The sequence below is a fragment of the Kribbella caucasensis genome (genome assembly GCF_004361855.1).
Classification (GTDB): domain Bacteria; phylum Actinomycetota; class Actinomycetes; order Propionibacteriales; family Kribbellaceae; genus Kribbella; species Kribbella caucasensis.
On record NZ_SNWQ01000016.1, the window covers coordinates 172,072 to 189,506 of the forward strand.

The window sequence follows — 17,435 nt, forward strand, 5'->3', positions numbered from 1 at the left end:
GCCGGTTGACGAGCGGAGTCTCGTGGGTAATCGATTTCCCGCCCCGGTCGAGGAGTGCCCATGTCCAGTGAGCCGACAGTCAAGCGATCCACATTCCTGAAAGCCGCGGTAGGTGCCGGGGCGTTGCTAGCTGCGCCGGGGATCGCCGCGAGCGCCGCCGCATCCACCCGCACCGCTTGGAGCCCATCGGGCGCGTCAACTGCTCGCGGTCCGGTGGCTGCCTCGGCTGGGGCGGCGGGGCCGAGCGCGGTACTGACGAACAAGGTGGCGGATCTGACCGGGCCTGGGTTGACGGATCGGTTCCGGATGGCGGCCACGGATCTGGGGATTCCGGTGCGGACGCCGGACGGGCGGATGCTTTTCATGTTCGGCGACACGTTCGAGAACCCGGTCGTCGGCGGCGGCTGGTGGCGGTCCCCGGTGGCGTTGTGGTCGACCACCACGGACCTCAACGGAGGCGTGACGTGGTCCGGTGCCGTCGGGGGAGCGGCCGCGCAGCAACTCTGGGACTACCCGCACGACAACCCGACTTTCTCGACCGTGCTGCCGTCGGACGTGATCACCATCGGCGGGTCGATGTACCTGCACGCGATGGTCAACAAGGGTCTCGGGAATGTCGTCTGGACCGAGATCTGGCGCAGCGACAACTCCGGCGCGAACTGGTACCACACCGGAGCGAAGTTCCCGTCGGACCTCGACGGCGGCCTGTTCCAGTGCCTCACCTGGGGCGAGGGCAACGACGGGTATGTCTACGTCTACTCGACCGGTTTCCAGCGGAACAAGCCGATCATCCTCAAACGAGTCCGCAGCAACCAGCTCGCCAACCCCGCGGCGTACGAACCGTGGGGTTGGCGCGACGGTGCATGGAACTGGGGCAACCCGGCAACCCCGATCCTGACCGGTAGCTTCGGCGAACTCTGCCTCCGCCCGCTCGGCGGCAAGTGGGTGCTGACCTGGTTCAACGCCGGCGACTACCGGATCGACGGCATCATCATGGACACCCCGACCTCCAATCTCTACACCGCCTACCGGCAGACCCTGATCTACGGCGGCGCCTGGGGCCAGGAGAACGACAACCACGTCGCCCAGCTCTACGGCGGCTACATCATCCCCGGCTCCACCCTCTCGGACCTGCACCTCTCGGTCAGCCAATGGAAAACCGACACCGGCTGGCCCTACCGAGTGATGCAGTTCCGAACCCGCAACTTCGGCTAGTACGGCAGGGCGACGTAGTCGACGTGTTGGCCGACGTTGGGGTCGTTGGTGATTTCGGTGGGGACGTTGCGGACTATGAGGCCGGCCTGGTCGGCGGCGGTGAGGGCGGCCTGGTCGTAGCGGGTCTTGCGCCAGATGTCGACCATGTACTTGCGGGTCTTGAGGTAGTCGACGTACCGGGTCATGTGCGCGTCGTCCAGCCCGAGTGCCGCGAACAGCGCGATCCGGTCGCCGTCCTTACGAGCGACCCGCCACTTCGGGTACTTGTCGTGCTCGTGCGGCAGCGGCGCCTTCGACTTGGGGAACCTGAGCAGCGTTCCGTTGCCGGAGTGGGTGGTCCGCAGGCTCCAGACCGCGACGTCGCCGACCCGGGTCCGGACGTACACGTTCTGCCCGACGTTCAGGTCCGGCGTGTTGTGCGACTGGTGCCGCAGGTTGAGCCCGCCGGTGTGGCGGTAGTGGTCCTGCAGGTAGATCCCGAATCGCAGGATCGTGTACCGGCCGTTCCAGTCGGGCGCGTTCGGGTCGACCCGGTCGGCGTTGTCCTTGTGGAACCCACGCTGGACACCGTTCACCGTGAATGCGCTGTCGCCGGTGTAGACGATCTTGTCGTCGCCCAGGATCTGCCGCGCGATCGTCACGAAGTTCCCGTCGGTCAGCACCTCGCGGAGCCGGGGGTTCGCGAGCAGGTCGCCGCCGAAGTTCTTCCGCGACCAATGCGCCGCCTCCCGCAACCGCTGTACGTCGTCCCGCGTGTACACCCCACGCACGATGGTCCAGCCGTTCTCCCAGAACCCGGCCACATCGACATCGTTCACCGCACCCATCTCGCACCCTCCAGTCAGCCGGGCCGGCGACCCGGTCATAACCGGCTCGATGCACCCCCGACGGGATTTGTTGCGATCAGTACTGCGGACACGCGGTATCCACCTGTACTGCGGCCGCCCGGTCTCAGCCGGTACTGCGGGTGCCGCGAGCGACGTGCTCCGCGCTGGATCCGCGAACGGCGGTCACGAATGCGGCGACGGCCGGGTGATGTCCCGCGCCTTGGCGATACGCGATCCGCACCCGGCGCCGTACTGCGAGGGGGAGCAACGCCACGCCATCGGGTGGCCGCGCGGCCGCGAGCTCCGGTACGAGTGAGACCCCTTGTCCGGCGGCGACGAGCGCCAGAACGGCATCGAAGTCGTCGGCATAGTGCCGGATCACCGGGCTGAACCCGGCCGCACGGCACACCTGCAGGATCACCGCGTGACACGCCGTCCCCGGCAGCCCCGCGATCCAGGCCGAATCCGCGACCTCAGCGACGGCCGCAGCCGGAGAGCCGCCCGCCTGGACCGCGACCGGAGAGCCCGCTTGGACGGCGAGGTACACCGTCTCGTCGAGCAACGGGACCGTCTCCACCGTCGCGTCCGGCGCCACCGGCATCACATCGAAGTCGTTCACGAGCGCCACGTCGAGCCGCCGGTCCCGCAACGCCTCCGGCACCTCGACCGGATCCAGCTCGGTCACCATCAGCTCGAGCCCCGGATGATCCTGCCCCAACGTCACCAACGCACCCGGCAACACCGTCCTCACGGCCGTCGGAAACGCCCCGATCCGCAACGGCCCCGACAACTCACTCCGTACCGAGATCAACGCCGCATCGGCCTCCTCCAACGCGGCCAGCACCACCTCGGCGTGCCGCACCAGCACCGCACCGGCCGGAGTCAGGGCGACCCGTCGCCCGGTCCGCTCGAGCAGCCGCACTCCGGCCTCACGTTCGAGCACGGCCAACTGCTGCGAGACCGCCGAGGGCGTGTACGTATGAACCTTTGCCACGGCCGCGATCGTCCCCAGTCGGTCAAGATCGCGCAGCAACCGCAGGCGCCGGACATCGAGCATAAGCTCAGCTTACGATTCTCCCGATAAAACCGAACTAGACCTTGCCCTACGAGTCCGCCCAGGCTGGACTCATGACGCTCACCGGCCTGTACGTCCCGCTGATCACGCCCTTCGACGAGTCAGGCGGCATCGCCTTCGACGCACTGGAGACCCTGGCCCACCAAATCCTCGACGGGGGAGCGCGTGGTCTGGTCGCACTCGGCACCACCGCCGAGCCGTCCGCACTGACCGAGCACGAACGCGAGTCCGTCCTCAAGATCGCCACGCAGGCCTGCCAGGCCCACGATGCCCAGCTCCTCGTCGGCGCCAACAGCCCGCAGGCACTCGACGACCTGCGAGAACGCCCAGAAGTCACCGCGGCCCTGACCTTGGTCCCACCCTTCATCCGCCCAGGCGAGGCCGGCGCCGCCGCCTATCTCACCCAACTCGCCGCCACCAGCCCGGTCCCGATCGTGATCTACCACGTCCCGTACCGGACCGGTCAGCCGTTGTCCGCAGCCACAATCCAAGACCTGGCCGCCGTCGACAACATCAAGGGCATCAAGTACGCCCAAGGTGGAATCGACGAGGAAACCATCACCCTGATGGCCGACCTCCCACCCGACTTCGCCGTACTCGCCGGCGACGACCCGTACATCTCACCGATGCTCGCCCTCGGCGCCCACGGCGGCATCCTCGCCTCGGCCCTCGTCGTCCCGACCCAGTTCGCCACCCTCATCGACGCCTGGCTGACCAACGACGTCGTCCAGGCCCGCGAACCAGGCCACCGGCTGGGCAATCTCTCCCAAGCCCTCTTCGCCGAGCCCAACCCGACAGTGATCAAGGCCGTCCTGCACGCCCGCGGCACCATCCCCACCCCAGCCGTCCGCCCACCTCTCCTTCAGGCCGACCCAACCAGCGCGACCCGAGCCATTGAGAAACTAACACGCTTGGTTTAACTTACTCGGCAGCTGGTCCGACAAGGGGCCCGGCTGTGGCCCGGAGCACCTCCCCGACCGCCCGGTGGCGGGACGTGCTCCCGGAAACCCGAGGAGTTCCGATGACGAGAAGGGCTAGGTTCGCCGCGGCCTGCACGGCGGCCGTCGCACTGGTGACGACGGCCGCCTGCGCGGACGGCGGTACGACGGCGACCGGCGGCGGTGGCGGGGCGATCGACGAGAGCGCGCCGGTGACGATCACGATCGGGGACCGGCCGACGCCGGACAAGCCGAACGACATCGCGGCGTTCGACCGCAACGTGAAGAAGTTCATGGACGCGCACCCGAACATCACGGTGAAGTCGACCGAGACCAAGTGGGACGCGCAGACCTTCCAGGCTCAGGTGGCCGGTGGCTCGCTCCCGACGGTGATGAACATCAGCTTCACCGAGCCGCAGAACATGATCCCGAACAAGCAGCTCCCCGACATCACCGACGAGCTGAAGCTGGTCGACCTGACCAAGGATCTGAACCCCGACGTGCTGAAGATCGTCCAGGACGACGCCGGCCGCATCTACGGCTTACCGATCGACGTGTTCTCGGTCGGGCTGGCCTACAACCGCGCGCTGTTCAAGCAGGCCGGTCTCGACCCGGACAAGCCGCCGACGACCTGGGACGAGGTCCGGCAGTACGCGAAGCAGATCACCGAGAAGACGGGCAAGGCCGGGTACGCCCAGCTGACCAAGGACAACACCGGCGGCTGGATGCTGACCACGATGACGTACAGCATGGGCGGCTCGGTCCAGAGCGAGGACGGCAAGAAGAGCACCTTCAACGACGCGCCGACCAAGAAGGCGCTGCAGCTGCTCAAGGACCTGCGCTGGACCGACAACACGATGGGCAGCAACTTCCTCTACAACCAGGAGGAGGTCCGGCAGGACTTCGCGGCCGGCAAGATCGGGATGGTCCTCCAGGCGCCGGACGCGTACGACATGTGCGTGAAGAACTTCGGCATGAAGCCGGCCGACTACGGCCACGGCGCGCTGCCGCAGGACGGCGGCCCGCACGGCACCCTGACCGGCGGCTCGATCAAGATGATCAACCCGAAGGCGACCAAGAACGAGATCGTCGCCGCGCTGAAGTGGATCAAGTCGCAGGAGTTCGACAAGTACACGAACGAGCAGCTCGCGGTCCAGAACGCCAACGACTCGATCGCGGACAAGGGCTTCGTCGGCCGACCCGGCATCACTCCGCTGAGCCAGGAGACCTACGACCGCTACAACCTGTGGCGCAAGCCGTACAACAACGTCCCGATCGAGCAGTTCCAGGGCTACCTCGACTCGACCAAGAGCCTGAAGCTGCTGCCCGAGCCGGGGACCAAGGGGCAGGAGGTCTACGCCCTGCTCGATCCGGTCGTCCAGCAGGTGCTGACCAAGAAGGACGCGGACATCGACAAACTGCTCACCGACGCCGCATCGAAGATCGACGCCCGCCTGGCCCGGTAACCCCATGGCCTCGCTGCAAAGAGCGCCTCGGTCCCGCCGGAGCATCAAGACCTGGTACCACTCCGGCGGGCTGAGCAGCATCGTCTTCGTCCTGCCCCTGCTGCTGACCTTCCTGTACTTCTCCTGGGGCCCGATCGTGCGCGGGCTGGTGCTCAGCTTCCAGAAGAACAACCTGGTGACCGCGCCCGAGTGGGTCGGGATGGCCAACTTCAGCTACGTGCTGACCGATCCGCAGCTCCCGCAGGCGGCGGTCAACACCCTGTACTTCGCACTGCTCGCGCTGATCTTCGGCTTCCCGGTCCCGCTGTTCCTGGCCGTGTTCATCAGCGAGTTGCGCAGTACGGGCTGGCTCTACAACGTGATCTCGTACCTGCCGGCCGTGGTCCCGCCGGTGGCCGCGATCCTGTTGTGGAAGTTCTTCTACGACCCGAGCGGCACTGGGGTGTTCAACGCGATCCTCGGCTGGTTCGGGCTCGGGCCGTTCGCCTGGCTGAACTCGCCGAGCCTGGCGATGCCGGCGATCGTGCTGGAGGCGACCTGGGCCGGCGCGGGCGCGACCTCGATCATCTACCTCGCCGCGCTGACCGGCGTCCGCACCGAGCTGTACGAGGCGGCCGAGCTGGACGGCGCCGGGATCTGGTCGCGGGTCTGGCACGTCACGCTGCCGCAGATCCGCGGAATCATCCTGATCATGATGCTGCTGCAGCTGATCGGCACGTTCCAGGTGTTCACCGAGCCGTTCCTGTTCACCGGCGGCGGCCCGGACAACGCGACCACCACGATCCTGCTGCTCATCTACCGGTACGCCTTCATCAACGGCGACTTCGGCGCCGCGACAGCGCTCAGCGTGTTGCTCGCCGGCGTGCTCTGCGTGCTGTCGGTCGTCTATCACCTCCTCACCCGGCCCTGGAGCACGACATGAGCCAGACGGTGCAAGAGCGCGGCATCATCTCCCACGCCGACCGCAAGCGATCGGTGATCCGCTACGGCCTGCCCGCGATCCAGGTCCTGCTCTTCATCGGCGTTTTCATCGCCGGCGTCGGGCCGCTGCTCTGGCTGCTCAAGTCGGGCCTGTCCACCAGCCAGGACATCCTGCGCGGCCCGATGCAGCTTTGGCCGAGCGGAATCCAGTGGGCCAACCTGCCGAACGCGTGGACCAGGGTGCAGATCGGCTCGTACCTCGGCAACACCGCGATCATCGCGATCGGATCGCTGGTGTCCACGTTGTTCGTCTGTACGACGGGCGCGTTCGTGCTGAGCGTGCTCCGGCCGAAATGGGGCCCGATCGTCACCGGCGCAGTACTGGCCACGCTCTTCTTGCCCGGCGTCATCTCACTCGTCCCGCTCTACCTGACCATCCTGAAGATGCCCGTCCTCGGGGTGAATCTGCAGAACACCTTCTGGGCGGTCTGGCTCCCGCAGGCGGCCGGCGCGTTCAACATCCTGGTGATGAAGCGGTACTTCGACTCGATCCCACGCGAGCTGATCGAGGCGGCCCGGATCGACGGCGCGAGCAACCTTCGCCTGTTCACGTCGCTCGTTCTCCCGCTGTCCAAGCCGATACTTGGTGTGGTCGCGCTGCTGACCGTGATCGGCTCGTGGAAGGATTACCTCTGGCCGTTGCTGGTGCTGCCGGATCCCCGGTTGCAGCCGATCTCGGTCGCGCTGCCGCGGGTCCAGGAGACCACCGAGATCTCTTTACAGATGAGTGCTTTATTCCTGGCGGTCCTGGTCCCGGTGGTGCTGTTCTTGGTGTTCCAGAAGCAGTTCCTCAGAGGTGTCGGGATGTCGGGAGGTATCAAAGAGTGAGCTCATCACTGAGCGGGCGGCGAGTGCTGGTCACCGGTGCGGCCGGGCGGATCGGATCCGTCGCGACCAGTCACCTGACCGAGCTGGGCGCACTCGTCACCGCGCTGACCATCGTCGAGGCACCCGAACTGAAGGCCGACCGGGTGGTGATCGGCGACACCCGGTCCGAGGACGACGTCGCGGAGGCATTGGCCGAGGTCGAGTTCGTCGTCCACCTGGCCGCGCTCCCGCACCGTGACTCCGGTACGCCGTACGACGTGTACACGGGCAACGTGATCTCCACCTTCAACGTGCTCGCCCAGGCCGGTGCCGTCGGCATCAAACGGGCGGTCATTGCCAGCAGCATCAACGCGTTCGGCGTCCCGATGAACCCGCACGACGTGCTGCCGGCGTACTACCCGCTCGACGAGAAGATCCCCACCGACGTCGGCGACTGGTACTCCCTGTCCAAGCAGAACGACGAGAACACCGCCCGGATGGCCTGGCGGCACTGGGGGATCGACGTGGTCGCGTTCCGGTTCCCGCACGTCAACTCGCCGGACGTACTGCGGCAACAGGCCGACTGGCACACCGAGAATCCGGCCTTCGGGGTCCGGGAGGGGTGGAGCTACCTGGACACCCGGGACTCGGCGTACGCGATCGAGCTCGGGCTGACCGCGGACCTCACCGGGGCCCACACGTTCTTCGTCGCCGCGAACAACACCAACGCGTCGTACGAGACCGAGGCATTGCTGGACAAGTTCGCGCCGAACGTGCCGCGGCTACGCCGAATCCCGGGGCGCGAGGTGGCGATCGACCTGACCGCGGTACGGACCGTGCTGGGCTTCCAGGCGCAGCACGAGCTGGACCTGCCGACCCTTCCATTGGAGAGCTGAATGCCGCAGGAGACCCCCGCCACCTTCGCCCAGCCCTGGCCGGCCCGCGACGACATCAGGATCCGCGCGGTCCAGACGATCGTCACCGCGCCGCAGGGCATCCCGCTGGTGGTGGTGAAGATCGACACCACCCAGCCGGGACTGTACGGCCTGGGTTGCGCGACGTTCACCCAGCGATGGAAGGCGGTGCAGACGTTCGTCGACGAGCATCTGTCCCGGCTGCTGATCGGCCGGTACCCGGGTGACATCGGCGACCTGACCCGGCTGGCGGCGTACTCCGGTTACTGGCGCGGCGGGCCGGTGACGAACAACGCGATCTCCGGGATCGACCAGGCGTTGTGGGACATCGCCGGCAAACGCGCGGGCATGCCGGTGTACGAGCTCCTCGGCGGCAAGGTCCGCGCGGCCGCCGACACCTACATCCACGCCAGCGGCATCTCGATCGAGGAGTGCCTCGACCAGGCCAAGTCGTTCGTCGCGCGGGGTTGGCGGCACGTCCGGCTGCAGGTGTCGACCCCCGGCGGAGGCGGGTACGGGGCGCCGCGGCTGGCCACGTTGTACCCCGACGCGCCGTACCACAACGGGTGGTCGGCGCGGGACTACCTCCGGACGACGCCCGACCTGTTCGCCGCGGCCCGCGAGTCGCTGCCGGACAACATCGAACTGCTCCACGACGTGCACTCCCGGCTGACCCCGAAGGAGGCCGTGCTGCTGGCCCGGTCGCTGGAGCCGTACCGGCTGTTCTTCCTCGAGGACGTGCTCGCGCCGGAGCTGTGGGACCGGCTGCCCGAGGTTCGCGCGGCCTCGCCGGTTCCGTTGGCGGTCGGGGAGCTGACCACCTCGCTCGGCGACGCGGTACGGCTGGTCCGCGATGGCGGCGTCGACTTCATCCGCTCGCACATCTCCGACATCGGCGGGCTCACCCCGGCTCGCAAGGTCGCCGACCTGGCCGAGCTGTGCGGAGTCCGTACGGCGTGGCACGGTCCGGGTGACACCTCGCCGATCGGCGCCGCCGCCAACGTCGCGCTGGACGTCAGTTCGGCCGCGTTCGGGATCCAGGAGGGGCACATCTACAACGACGCCACGCACGAAGTGTTCCCCGGCACGCTGCGGATCGAGGACGGCTGGCTGACCCCGAACGACGCGCCCGGCTGGGGGATAGACATCGATCTCCAGGCGGCGGCGAACTACCCTGCCGAACTATCCGGGCACGACGAATGGGCGGCCGGGGTACGACGGATCGATGGGGCCCTGGAGGCTCCGTGACAGTCAGGGAGGTGGGCGATGGTCACGCCGGAGGGTGACTCGGCGGTTCTCGACGAACCGACCCGGTCGGGAGCCAACCAGTACGATCTGGGCACCTTCAACGAGGCTGTGATCATCGAGACGATCCGGCTGGCCGGAATCATCAGCCGGACCGAGATCTCCCGCAAGACCGGGCTGACCCAGCAGTCGGTGTCGCGGATCCTCCGCATCCTCCTGCAGCAAGGGCTGCTCGTCGAGGAGGCCCAGGAACGCGCCGAACGCCTGGGCAAACCCCGTACGCCGGTGCGGTTGCGCTCGAAGGCGGCCCATGCCGTCGGCATCCACATCGATCCGGAGCTGCTCACGGTCGCGGTGGTCGACCTGGACGGCAAGATCGTGCGACGTGAGACCGTCGACCTCGCGGCCGACCTCGATGGGCTCCGCCTGGTCGATCTCGCGGCGGCGACCGTGTCCGGCGCGCTCAGCATCAGTCAGGTGGACCTCGGGTCGGTGCTCGGCGTGGGTGTCGCCGTACCGGGTCCGATCAACGCGGACGGGACGCTGCTCGACCTGCCGCTGCAGCCTGCCTGGCGTGGGCTGGAGATCCGGCAGCGGCTGCAGCATAAGCTCAACCACCCGGTGCTGGTCGAGAAGGACGGCACCGCGGCGGCGATCGGCGAGCGCTGGATCGGGCGGTCGGCCCGGGCCCGCGACTTCGCCTACCTCTACCTCGGGACCGGCGTCGGCAGCGGGCTGATCCTGAACGGCTCGATCTACCGCGGCGGCACGGCGAACGCCGGCGAGTTCGGTCAGCTGGCGGCGCTGCGGATGGGGGAGTGGGACGCCGACGGCGGGCCGCGGATGATGGCCGAGTGCAATCCGACCGCCTCGCTGCCGGTCATCGCGGCCGACTTCGGCTATGTCGAGACCGACGCCACCGCGACCGATGAGGCCAAGCGCTACAAGGCGGTCTGCAAGGCCGCCGCGAATGGCAACGAAGCCGCACGGCAGGCGGTCACCCAGGTCGCCCGGGTGATCGGGCAGGGAGCGGTCGGCCTGGTCGATCTGCTCGACATCGACCTGATCGTCCTCGGCGGACCGGCGTACGAGAAGGAGATCGCCGACACGCTGCTGTCCGAGATCGATCGGGCGGTCAACTCGTTCCCGATCGCCAGAGGCACCCGCACGGTCGCGGTCGAGGAATCGATGCTGCAGGCCGACGCGGCCGCGGTCGGGGCGGCGTCGACGATCTTCCACGACGCGTTCACACCCCGCGTCGGCGGCTCCAGCCAGGCTCGTAGGCTGCCCAAGTGAATCTCTCCCGCCCTCTTATCGAAGACGTAGTGCTCCGATTGGTCCGGCCCGACGACGCGCCCTCCTTCTGCGAGGCCCAGTTGCGCAGCCGCGAGCAGTTGGCCCCGTGGGAACCGCGGCGTACCGACGAGTGGTACGACCCGGCGTACCAGGCGACCCGGTTCCAGAGCCTGCTGGACCGAGAGAACACGTTCCCGTGGGTGGTGGCTTCCCAGGATCGCGTGATCGGCACGGTGACGTTGTCGAACATTGTGGCGGGTCCGTGGCGTAGTGGCGATCTCGGCTACTGGATCGACGTCGCCGAGGTCGGCCGGGGCCTCGCCTCCGCCGCGGTGGCAGCCGTGTGCGAACTGGCCGACCAGGAACTGCTGCTCCACCGCATCGCCGCCAGCACCCGCACGGACAACGCTCCGTCCCAGCGGGTGCTGACGAAGAACGGCTTCGAGCAGTACGGGTCAGCCCGCAACTACCTGCACATCGACGGCGCCTGGCGCGACCACAACCTCTACCAGCGCATCCTCAACGACCGCGCCCCGGGCGAAGCCCCTAGTTAGGGCAGTCGGGCGAAGCCCCAAGTTGAGAGGCAGCCCTAGCTCGGTGGCAGCTGGGTGCAGCGAGTCACGTCGACGTCGTCGTACCGGCCTTCCAGTACGTCGAGGAACTTGACCGGGCGTTGCAGCGCCGACGCGATGTAGACCGCGCGGACGGTGGCCAGTGCCTCGATGGCATCGTGCACGGTGATACCGGGCTGGCTGCCGTTGGCGATCGCCGTGAAGATGTCCTCGTACTGCGCGACGTGGCGGCCCGGCCGTTCGGGGTCGAAGGCGACATCGTCCTTGACCCCGTCGGCGTTGAACCGGCGGAGCAGGTCGTTCTCGACCTCGGCACCGCCTTCGGTGCCGTGCACGGAGACCAGCGTGCGCCCGCCAGGAAACGCCGCCGTGGTCGCGTGCAGGGTGGCGACCGCCCCGGACTCGAACATGATTGTCGCGACGACCGTGTCCTCGACCTCGATCGCGTGGTGCGCCGCGCGGACCGCCTGCGCCTGAATGGTCACCGGCCGGCCCATGAACCACAGCAGCAGATCGACGGTGTGGACGCCCTGGTTCATCAGCGCGCCACCACCATCCTGCGCCCAGGTGCCACGCCAGCCCGCGGACGCGTAGTACTCGTCGCTGCGCCACCAGGCGACACTCGCGACCGCTGAGGTGCGCTGCCCGAACCGGCCGGCCCGGATCGCCTGCGAGACCAGCGCGCTGCCGGGGTCGAACCGGTGCTGGCTGATCACCGACGACACGACGCCGTGGTTCGCCGCCCGGGTTGCCGCGGCGCCGAGGCGACGGGCCCGGGTCAGGTCGACGTCGAGCGGTTTCTCGATCACCACGTGTTTGCGCTCGCTCAGCGCTTGCTCCGCGAGGGCGGCGTGCGTTCCGCTCGGCGTACAGATGGCGACCAGATCGAGGTCGGCCGCATCCATCGCCGCGGTGAGGTCGCCGAACACCTTGGGCTCCGGCTGGCCGGCTTCGACCAGCCGCGCGGCCAATGCCTCCCGGGCGGCCGCGTCGCCGTCGACGAGGGCGGTCACGACGGCATCGGGCCGGGCCGCGATGGTGTCCGCGTGGGTACGGCCGATGATGCCGCAGCCCACGATCGCAACATGGTGGAGTTCGGTCGGATCAGTCATCTTGCTCCTAGCCGGCAGTGAAGTTCGCGGTCATCACCTGGTCCGCGGTCACGGTGAAGGTGTACGACGGTTCGGTCGAGACCACCTGGCCGTTGACGGTCCAGTTCTGGAAAACGCTATCCGATCCGGGCGTGGCCGTCACTGTGACCTGCGCGCCGACCTCGTACTTCCCGGGCTCGGACTCGTTGCCGTGGAGCTCTGCGGTGCCGTTCCCCACGGTGCTGACCGAGATGCTGCGTTGCACGACGTTGATGACCATCACGTTGTGCAACCGGACCGGTCCGGTGCTCGTGGCGCCGTTGTAGCGGGCCAGGTTGGTCGCCTCGAGGTCACCTTTCACGACCTTCACCGTGTAGCCGTCGGTGCCCAGGTTGTCGGTGCCGAGGTTGAAGGCGTCGACCTCGCCGTCGTTCACCACCAGCCCGTCGTGGAACCCGTACGCGAAGACGTTGAACAGGGTCAGCCCGCTGGCGCCGTCGACGGTGACGATCTTGGCGGTCTTGCGCATGTACTTGTCGATGACGAGCTCGAAGATGCTGCCCTCGTTCATCCAGTACGGCTGCTGGTAGCCGATCCGGGTGACCGCGTTGCCGTTCGAGAGCACGCCTTCGATCCGTCCACCGGTACTGCGGCCGACCGAGATCGCGTGGTCGAAGAAGGCACCGGCCAGCTTCCGGACCACGAATCCGTCATTGCGATAGGTGGTGAAGTCGAGGCCGTTCCACGCATTCGGGAAGCCAGTGTTGATGACGTAGGTCTGCGAGCCCTTGCCGCGGACGGCGTACGGGTAGGGCACGACGCCTTCGGGCTTGCCCGGGTTCTGGTCGGGGTAGAACACGCGCAGTCCGCGGAGCCCGGCCTTCTGTCCGTTGAGGGTAACCAGGGCGGTCGCGGTGTCGGGTGTGGTTGTGCCGCGACCCTCGAAGGCGTGCAGCACGGTGCCGCCGCTCGCGCCTCCTTGGTCCCGGTTCGGTACTGCGGATGCGCCGCGCAACTCGACGTTGGCGGGGACGCTGAGATGGGTGCTGATCCGGTACCACCCGGCCGGGAGATAGACGATGCCGCCGCCTTCGCGTCCTGCCTTGTCGAGCACCTTCTGTACTGCGGCTGTGGCGTCCGCTGCTGGGAGATAACCGACTCCGTGCGGCGCGCCCGCGACGTACAAGCGCTTGCGGGCCGGACCAGGGAGCGGCTGTTGGATGTACGTCGGCGCGGTGCCGGACATCCGGTGGATGATGCCGGAGAGCGCTCCCTGTATCGCTGTGCCGGTCGTCTTCACATAACCGCGCGAGTTGTTCAGGATCGCGTGGTCCTCGCCCTCGACGTGTCCGCCGGCCAGAGTCATACCCCAGCGATCGTCCATCACGTCGACTTTGAGTCCGATCCCGGTACGGCGGATGTCGGGCTGCAGGAAGCTGCCGGTGAACTGGGCCCGCTGACCGGCGACCACCTGGATGCCGACCTTGTAGTCGGCGAGCGTGATCCGGTGGAACTGGTCCCATTCGAGGTCGCCGAGGACCAGGCCGGTGCCGTTCGCGCGGGTCCAGGTGTCGAGGGCGGCGCGGGTCGGTGGGTGGTAGGCGGCGGGCGCGCCGGCCCAGTAAGAGTTGCTGAAGGCAACGTTCTCCCAAGTGCCGACGTCGGCGCCGTTGTAGGCCCGGGCGCCCTCGAACAGAGCGGTGCCGCGGATGTTGCGGATCGTGCTGGACTCGTGCACCTGGCCGTTGCTGGGTGCGCCGCCGCGGTCGTTCGGCATCGTGCTGATCCCGATCCCGCGGTAGGAGTTGAGCATCGTGACGTCCTGGACGGTCGCCATCATGTAGTTTTCATTGCCGATCCAGGCGCCGCCGGGGATCTCGAAGGTGTAGTTGTACGGGATCGGGTCGGTGGCGTTCTGCAGTGGGTACCAGGTGGTGACCCCGATGACGCCGGCCGATCCGCCGATCCGGAACAGGCTGGGCCCGTCGTTGCCGGCGGCAAGGTCCGCGATCACGACCGTGCCGTAGTCGCCGGTGGGTTTGTCCGGGTCGCGTCGATCGCCTCGGAGAGTGCAGAAGGCGTGGATCTCGAGGGTGTCCTTGACGAGGTACTTGCCGGCCGGGAGCCAGACGGTTCCGCCGCCGGCGTCCTGGCAGGCGTAGATTGCGTTCTGGATTGCCTTGGTCGAGTCGTTGCGGCCGCTGCGGTCGGCGCCGTACCGGGTGGCATCGAAGTCGGCGACCACGCCCTCCTCGGTGGGATTGACGGTCTGGACGAGCTTCGGCTCCGGGATGACGACCGGCGACTCGCGCAGCTGGAGCTCCTTGACGACGAAGGTCGGAGCACCGGTCATCAGGATTCGGACGTAGCGGGCCTTGGTGGTGGCGAAGCGGGTCTTGCTGAACTGGTTCGCGCCTGGGGAGCCGGTCCGGCCGACCGTGGTGAACGTCTGGCCGTCGTTCGAGACCTGGACGGTGTAGTCGGGGGAGTAGGACTGGGCCCACTCGACTCGGACGTCGTTCACTGCGCGGGGTTCGGCCAGGGTGATTTGCAGCCAGGAGTCACCGGTGCCGCTGGTCCAGGTGGTGTCGTGGTTGTTGTCGTTGACGTTGATGGCGCCGGTTCCGTTGCTGGCGGTCGCAGTACCGGTGGGCGCGAAGTTGGTGTCGACGATCGTTGCTGTGAAGGCGTCGAGCTTCTGCTGGAGGGTTTGGAGAGCGGCTTTCACCTGTGTGTCGGTGACGTCGGGGGTCGCTGCGACTTCTTGGGCGTCGTCGATCGCTGCTCGGAGCGTGGCCCGGCTGCCGGCGGGGTACTGGCCGTCGCGGGTGCCTTCGCGAGCGCCTTTGTGGATCCGGGCGGCTTCGTCGATCAGGTCGACCAGGCCCTCGGTGACGTCGAGAGTGGTGGCGACCTTCGCGACGCGGACAGCGGCGACCTTGAGGTCCACAGAGCCGTCGCCGTTGTGGATGCGGAAGTCGGAGCCGTTCGACCGGTTCGTCATCACGGCATCGGGTAGCGCGAACGTGTGTGTCTTCCAGGTCTTCGTGTCGCCGTACTGGACGAGCTCCGAGTTCTTGAACTTCTCCGGGATGGTCTCGCCGGGGGAGTCGTAGTGCAGCCCGAACTGGCCGTTGCCCTCGTCGAAGTAGTCGACGCTGACCAGGACGAGGTTGCGGTTGTCGTAGAGGTAGGTGTCGGAGACGTTGAGGTAGAAGAAGTTCGTGCCCGGCGCGGGGGCGGTCCGGTCGGTCTGCCAGTACGGACGGCCGTCCTGGATGCCGGTGATCAGGTTCTCCGGGCGGTCTCCGGCGCGCGGGCTCAGGCCTTGCTGGATCGGGGTGGCGCCGAGCTGGACGGATGCGCCTGCCGTGCTGATCCGGAGGTCCGCGATCGTGATGTCCTCGCTGCCCGACAAGCGGAGGTCCGCACCACCGAGGCGGTCGGCGAACTCGATGCCGGTCAGGGTGAACGTGCCGGTCCGCCATTGGCTCGTGTTCGTTCGGGTGATGGGTTCGGCGGATGCTGAGGGGTCGGCGGCCGCGTCGTACCGGAGTTAGAGGGTCCCGCTGCCGGTGTCGAGGTAGGTGACGGTGACCAGCACGTCGTCGGTGGTGAGCTCGTCGACGTAGTCCCGGTCGACGTCGAAGGAGAAGTAGCCGGTGTTGGCCGCCTGGTTGGTCCGCCAGTACGTCCGGCCCTGCTCGGTCCCGGTCTGCAGGCCGGCCGGATCGTCCCCAGCGGCAGGCCGTACGCCGAGGGTCGTCGGCGCCGGCCCGAGGTCGGCGCCGACCCCACTCGGATACATGGTCGCCGCTCTGGCCGTGGGGGAGTGCAGCACTCCAACCAGTAGCAGCACGGGAAGCAGTCCGGCGAACAGTCGACGCAAGAGCATGGCGGAACCTCCAGTCGGCGGCGCGCCGTTAAGTTAAACCAAGCGTGTTACTAATTCAAGAGCTCAGCTGGCGAACAGCAGACCGGCGCTGACGAACATGACGACGGCCGTCGCGAAGTGGATGCCGAAGGCGGTGGCCTTGGTGCCGCCGTGGCGCAGCACGATCAGGGTGTCGCCCAGCGGAAGCAGCGCGACGATCACCATGAACCAGGCCTCGGCATCGGCGCCGGCGATGAGCAGCAGGGCCAGGCCGAGGATGCCGTAGGTCGCATCACGAAGACCCTTGATGGTCAGGTAGGCGCCGTCGGTTTTGGCCGGGACGCCGTAGCCGGCGGCCGCGGGCTGTGGGGCCAACAGGAACCGGAGGCCGATGAAGACGCAGAAGAGGTTGAGGACGATGGCGAGCCCGTAGGCGATGGCGGTGAGCACGATTCCCTCGATTCGCTAGCGGTGCTAGATGTTGGAGCGACACTAACACTTTCGCTGATCGGATCGCTAGCAGTGCTAGGATCACGGCATGTCCATCCAGACGCGGCGGGATCGCGAGCGGGCCGAGCGGGAGCGGTTGATCGTCACGGCGGCTCGGAAGCTGGCCGAGGCCGAGGGGTGGGACGCGGTGACCACCCGGCGGCTGGCCGACGAGGTCGAGTACAGCCAGCCGGTGCTCTACAGCCACTTCAAGGGAAAACGCGCGATCATGACCGCGGTCGCCGTGGAGGGTTTCGCCGACCTCGCCGCCGACCTACGGGCCGCCCGGACAGCGGCTGCCGGTTCGGATCGGGTGCTTGCTGAGGTTGGGGCTGCGTACGCCGGGTTCGCCGAGCGGCGGCCGGTTCTGTACGACGTGATGTTCACTCAGGCGGTCGATCTGCCGTTCGCCACTCCGGAGGCGCCGACTGCTCTGCAGGACGGCTTCGGTGAGTTGCGGGAGGCCCTCCGGCCACTGGCCGAGGACGATGATCTCGAGGTGCTGACCGAGACCTTCTGGAGCGGCCTGCACGGACTCGTCACGTTGATGCGCCACGGCCGGCTTCGCCGCGAGGATCATGATCGCCGCCTGGCGCTGTTCATCAGCCGCATGTCCCAGTAGCAGGGTCACCGCCTGGATAGGGT

At 67.7% G+C, this 17,435-nt stretch carries 16 protein-coding genes; 10 read left to right on the plus strand and 6 right to left on the minus strand.

Annotated features, from left to right (window positions below):
- Positions 1 to 60 precede the first annotated feature (60 nt).
- A complete protein-coding gene (locus tag EV643_RS29525) occupies positions 61 to 1,215 on the plus strand; it encodes a glycoside hydrolase family 183 protein (protein WP_133803431.1) in 1,155 nt (384 codons plus the stop codon).
- On the opposite strand, the gene EV643_RS29530 is transcribed toward EV643_RS29525, so the two are convergent.
- Positions 1,212 to 2,033, minus strand: a complete 822-nt coding sequence (locus EV643_RS29530) for a phytanoyl-CoA dioxygenase family protein (protein WP_202869808.1) — start codon at positions 2,031 to 2,033, stop codon at positions 1,212 to 1,214. The genes EV643_RS29525 and EV643_RS29530 overlap by 4 nt on opposite strands.
- Positions 2,034 to 2,166: 133 nt before the next feature.
- The gene (locus tag EV643_RS29535) at positions 2,167 to 3,099 is read right to left on the minus strand and encodes a LysR family transcriptional regulator (protein WP_133803433.1); all 933 of its coding nucleotides are present in this window, start codon (positions 3,097 to 3,099) and stop codon (positions 2,167 to 2,169) included.
- A 71-nt stretch (positions 3,100 to 3,170) separates the two neighbouring features.
- Between EV643_RS29535 and EV643_RS29540 the strand changes: the two genes are divergently transcribed.
- From EV643_RS29540 to EV643_RS29575, 8 genes are all read left to right on the plus strand, one after another.
- Positions 3,171 to 4,037: a dihydrodipicolinate synthase family protein gene (locus EV643_RS29540; protein WP_133803434.1), complete on the plus strand. Its 867-nt coding sequence runs from the start codon at positions 3,171 to 3,173 to the stop codon at positions 4,035 to 4,037.
- 101 nt (positions 4,038 to 4,138) lie between these two features.
- Positions 4,139 to 5,521: an ABC transporter substrate-binding protein gene (locus EV643_RS29545; RefSeq protein ID WP_133803435.1), complete on the plus strand. Its 1,383-nt coding sequence runs from the start codon at positions 4,139 to 4,141 to the stop codon at positions 5,519 to 5,521.
- Between the two features lie 4 nt (positions 5,522 to 5,525).
- On the plus strand, positions 5,526 to 6,443 hold the full coding sequence (locus tag EV643_RS29550) for a carbohydrate ABC transporter permease (protein WP_133803436.1): 918 nt from the start codon (positions 5,526 to 5,528) through the stop codon (positions 6,441 to 6,443).
- Positions 6,440 to 7,330 carry a carbohydrate ABC transporter permease gene (locus tag EV643_RS29555; RefSeq protein WP_133803437.1) on the plus strand — a complete coding sequence of 297 codons (891 nt, stop codon included), beginning with the start codon at positions 6,440 to 6,442 and terminating at the stop codon, positions 7,328 to 7,330. The genes EV643_RS29550 and EV643_RS29555 overlap by 4 nt, the downstream gene beginning before the upstream one ends.
- Positions 7,327 to 8,205, plus strand: a complete 879-nt coding sequence (locus tag EV643_RS29560) for an NAD-dependent epimerase/dehydratase family protein (RefSeq protein ID WP_133803438.1) — start codon at positions 7,327 to 7,329, stop codon at positions 8,203 to 8,205. Before EV643_RS29555 ends, EV643_RS29560 begins: the two co-directional genes overlap by 4 nt.
- Complete coding sequence (locus tag EV643_RS29565; protein ID WP_133803439.1) at positions 8,206 to 9,471, plus strand: enolase C-terminal domain-like protein; 1,266 nt, start codon at positions 8,206 to 8,208, stop codon at positions 9,469 to 9,471.
- 18 nt (positions 9,472 to 9,489) lie between these two features.
- Positions 9,490 to 10,764 carry an ROK family transcriptional regulator gene (locus EV643_RS29570; RefSeq protein ID WP_133803440.1) on the plus strand — a complete coding sequence of 425 codons (1,275 nt, stop codon included), beginning with the start codon at positions 9,490 to 9,492 and terminating at the stop codon, positions 10,762 to 10,764.
- A complete protein-coding gene (locus tag EV643_RS29575) occupies positions 10,761 to 11,318 on the plus strand; it encodes a GNAT family N-acetyltransferase (RefSeq protein ID WP_133803441.1) in 558 nt (185 codons plus the stop codon). Before EV643_RS29570 ends, EV643_RS29575 begins: the two co-directional genes overlap by 4 nt.
- 35 nt (positions 11,319 to 11,353) lie before the next feature.
- Here the strand turns inward: EV643_RS29575 and EV643_RS29580 are convergent, their stop codons facing one another.
- The 4 genes from EV643_RS29580 to EV643_RS29590 all read right to left on the minus strand — a co-directional run bounded on the left by EV643_RS29580 (position 11,354) and on the right by EV643_RS29590 (position 16,751).
- Positions 11,354 to 12,448, minus strand: a complete 1,095-nt coding sequence (locus EV643_RS29580; RefSeq protein ID WP_133803442.1) for a Gfo/Idh/MocA family protein — start codon at positions 12,446 to 12,448, stop codon at positions 11,354 to 11,356.
- A 7-nt stretch (positions 12,449 to 12,455) separates the two neighbouring features.
- Positions 12,456 to 15,845: a glycosyl hydrolase family 28-related protein gene (locus EV643_RS29585; protein ID WP_238165884.1), complete on the minus strand. Its 3,390-nt coding sequence runs from the start codon at positions 15,843 to 15,845 to the stop codon at positions 12,456 to 12,458.
- Positions 15,846 to 15,983: 138 nt separating this feature from the next.
- Positions 15,984 to 16,322: a hypothetical protein gene (locus EV643_RS45985; RefSeq protein WP_238165885.1), complete on the minus strand. Its 339-nt coding sequence runs from the start codon at positions 16,320 to 16,322 to the stop codon at positions 15,984 to 15,986.
- A 63-nt stretch (positions 16,323 to 16,385) separates the two neighbouring features.
- On the minus strand, positions 16,386 to 16,751 hold the full coding sequence (locus EV643_RS29590; protein WP_133803443.1) for a DUF4267 domain-containing protein: 366 nt from the start codon (positions 16,749 to 16,751) through the stop codon (positions 16,386 to 16,388).
- A gap of 88 nt (positions 16,752 to 16,839) precedes the next feature.
- Here EV643_RS29590 and EV643_RS29595 point away from each other — a divergent pair, with 88 nt between their 5' ends.
- Positions 16,840 to 17,412 carry a TetR/AcrR family transcriptional regulator gene (locus tag EV643_RS29595; RefSeq protein ID WP_133803444.1) on the plus strand — a complete coding sequence of 191 codons (573 nt, stop codon included), beginning with the start codon at positions 16,840 to 16,842 and terminating at the stop codon, positions 17,410 to 17,412.
- Positions 17,413 to 17,435 lie beyond the last annotated feature (23 nt).

Bases quoted from the DNA above. Each gene is read 5' to 3' on its own strand.
- EV643_RS29525 (WP_133803431.1), top strand. From the start codon at position 61: ATGTCCAGTGAGCCGACAGTCAAGCGATCCACATTCCTGAAAGCCGCG.
- EV643_RS29535 (WP_133803433.1), bottom strand. From the start codon at position 3,099: ATGCTCGATGTCCGGCGCCTGCGGTTGCTGCGCGATCTTGACCGACTG.
- EV643_RS29540 (WP_133803434.1), top strand. From the start codon at position 3,171: ATGACGCTCACCGGCCTGTACGTCCCGCTGATCACGCCCTTCGACGAG.
- EV643_RS29545 (WP_133803435.1), top strand. From the start codon at position 4,139: ATGACGAGAAGGGCTAGGTTCGCCGCGGCCTGCACGGCGGCCGTCGCA.
- EV643_RS29550 (WP_133803436.1), top strand. From the start codon at position 5,526: ATGGCCTCGCTGCAAAGAGCGCCTCGGTCCCGCCGGAGCATCAAGACC.
- EV643_RS29555 (WP_133803437.1), top strand. From the start codon at position 6,440: ATGAGCCAGACGGTGCAAGAGCGCGGCATCATCTCCCACGCCGACCGC.
- EV643_RS29565 (WP_133803439.1), top strand. From the start codon at position 8,206: ATGCCGCAGGAGACCCCCGCCACCTTCGCCCAGCCCTGGCCGGCCCGC.
- EV643_RS29570 (WP_133803440.1), top strand. From the start codon at position 9,490: ATGGTCACGCCGGAGGGTGACTCGGCGGTTCTCGACGAACCGACCCGG.
- EV643_RS29580 (WP_133803442.1), bottom strand. From the start codon at position 12,448: ATGACTGATCCGACCGAACTCCACCATGTTGCGATCGTGGGCTGCGGC.
- EV643_RS45985 (WP_238165885.1), bottom strand. From the start codon at position 16,322: ATGCTCTTGCGTCGACTGTTCGCCGGACTGCTTCCCGTGCTGCTACTG.
- EV643_RS29595 (WP_133803444.1), top strand. From the start codon at position 16,840: ATGTCCATCCAGACGCGGCGGGATCGCGAGCGGGCCGAGCGGGAGCGG.